Origin of the sequence: Bacillus cereus group sp. BfR-BA-01524, from assembly GCF_022662595.1 — a bacterium.
GTDB lineage: Bacteria > Bacillota > Bacilli > Bacillales > Bacillaceae_G > Bacillus_A > Bacillus_A thuringiensis_S.
The window spans coordinates 1-1,529 of the sequence record NZ_JAKUDW010000225.1 but is presented as its reverse complement, the minus strand read 5'-3'; the positions used below and the strand labels follow the sequence as shown (position 1 = coordinate 1,529).

Genomic DNA, 1,529 nt, shown 5'->3' with positions numbered 1-1,529 from the left:
AAATGGTATTATTTAGATGGTAATGCAGGTGGAGCTATGCAAACCGGCTGGAATAAAATTGATGGGAAGATGAGCTATTTCAAAGAAGATGGACAATGGATTGAAGGTACTGAGCGAACAGTCAGAGCAACAGCATATACAAATGATCCAGCAGAAAATGGTACACCTGCAGGGCAACATGTGTATACAAGAATGGGAGATGATTTGACTGCTAATCCTAATTTGAAAATTATTGCTGTAGATCCTTCTGTTATACCTCTTGGGTCGAAAGTTTATGTTGAAGGCTATGGACCTGCAGAAGCTAGGGATACAGGTGGAGCTATTAAAGGGAATAAAATAGATGTATTTGTTCCTTCTAAAGAAGTTTCTTATAATTGGGGTGTAAAAAACGTTAAAATATATGTATTACCTAAATAAAAGTCATATTTTTTAGGTTGATAGTTATTTGCGTTTGTAATTTAAAAATTTTGAGTAGAAATAGAGCAGCATTTAAATTGTAGGTAGAAGAAAATAAATAAAAAGTTCAGTCCTTATATTATAAAGGTACTGAACTTTTTTGTTTATTTAATAGATTTTTTACAATTCTATTGAATTCGGTAATATGATACTGATTTATAATTTAGATTCTACCATATCCAGCAAAGTGTTTAAGATTATAAGGTGAATTTAAACTTTGAATCTCTACACCTTTACCGCCAGCCTGAATCATTTTACCATCACCAATGTAAATTCCTACGTGAGTGATATAAGGACCATTATCATATGTACTATGTAAGAATACTAAATCACCAGGTTGAGGGTTAGTGATTTTTTGAGATTTATCATATAATCCTTGTGCTGTTGTTCTTGACATTGGATATCCAGCGTGATTAAACGCATAGTAAACGAATCCGGAACAGTCAAAACTATTAGGTCCGGTTGCTCCCCATACGTAGGGTTTACCGATATGTTTTTTAGCTTCAGTAATAATTTTATCTGCTTTACTAGCGACTTCACTTTTGAGTTGTCCATCATCGGCAAAAACATAGGTCTTCCCATCAATAACTACTTGTCCAGTTACCATCATGCCGCCTTTATTACCATCTAAATAATACCATTGTCCATTTACTTGAACCCAACCTGTTTTCATAGAGCCATCTGTTGTTGGATCTAGATAATACCATTTCCCATTCACTTGAGCCCAGCCAACTTTTTTTGCACCTTCTGCAGATGGATCTAAATAGAACCATTTCTCTCCTTCTTGGTACCAACCAGTCTTCATAACTCCTTCTGCATCTAAGTAATACCATTTATCATTACTTAATACCCAACCTGTTTTCATAGCTCCTTCTGCATCTAAGTAGAACCATCTTCCATTTACTTGAATCCAACCAGTTTTCATGGCACCACCGTCATTACCATCTAAGTAGAACCATCTCCCATGTACTTGAACCCAACCTGTTTTCATAGAGCCATCTGTTGTTGGATCTAGATAATACCATTTTCCATATACTTGAACCCAGCCAACTTTTTTTGCACCCTTTGGACCC

Annotated in this window: 2 protein-coding genes; one reads left to right on the top strand and one right to left on the bottom strand. The window is 35.5% G+C overall.

The features are described from left to right. A partial coding sequence (locus tag MR170_RS30565; protein WP_242310632.1) for a 3D domain-containing protein occupies positions 1-417 on the top strand: 417 nt, incomplete at its 5' end. Positions 418-619: 202 nt separating this feature from the next. Here MR170_RS30565 and MR170_RS30560 read toward each other — a convergent pair. After that, positions 620-1,529: NlpC/P60 family protein (locus tag MR170_RS30560; protein WP_242310630.1), on the bottom strand; the 910-nt coding region annotated here is incomplete at its 5' end.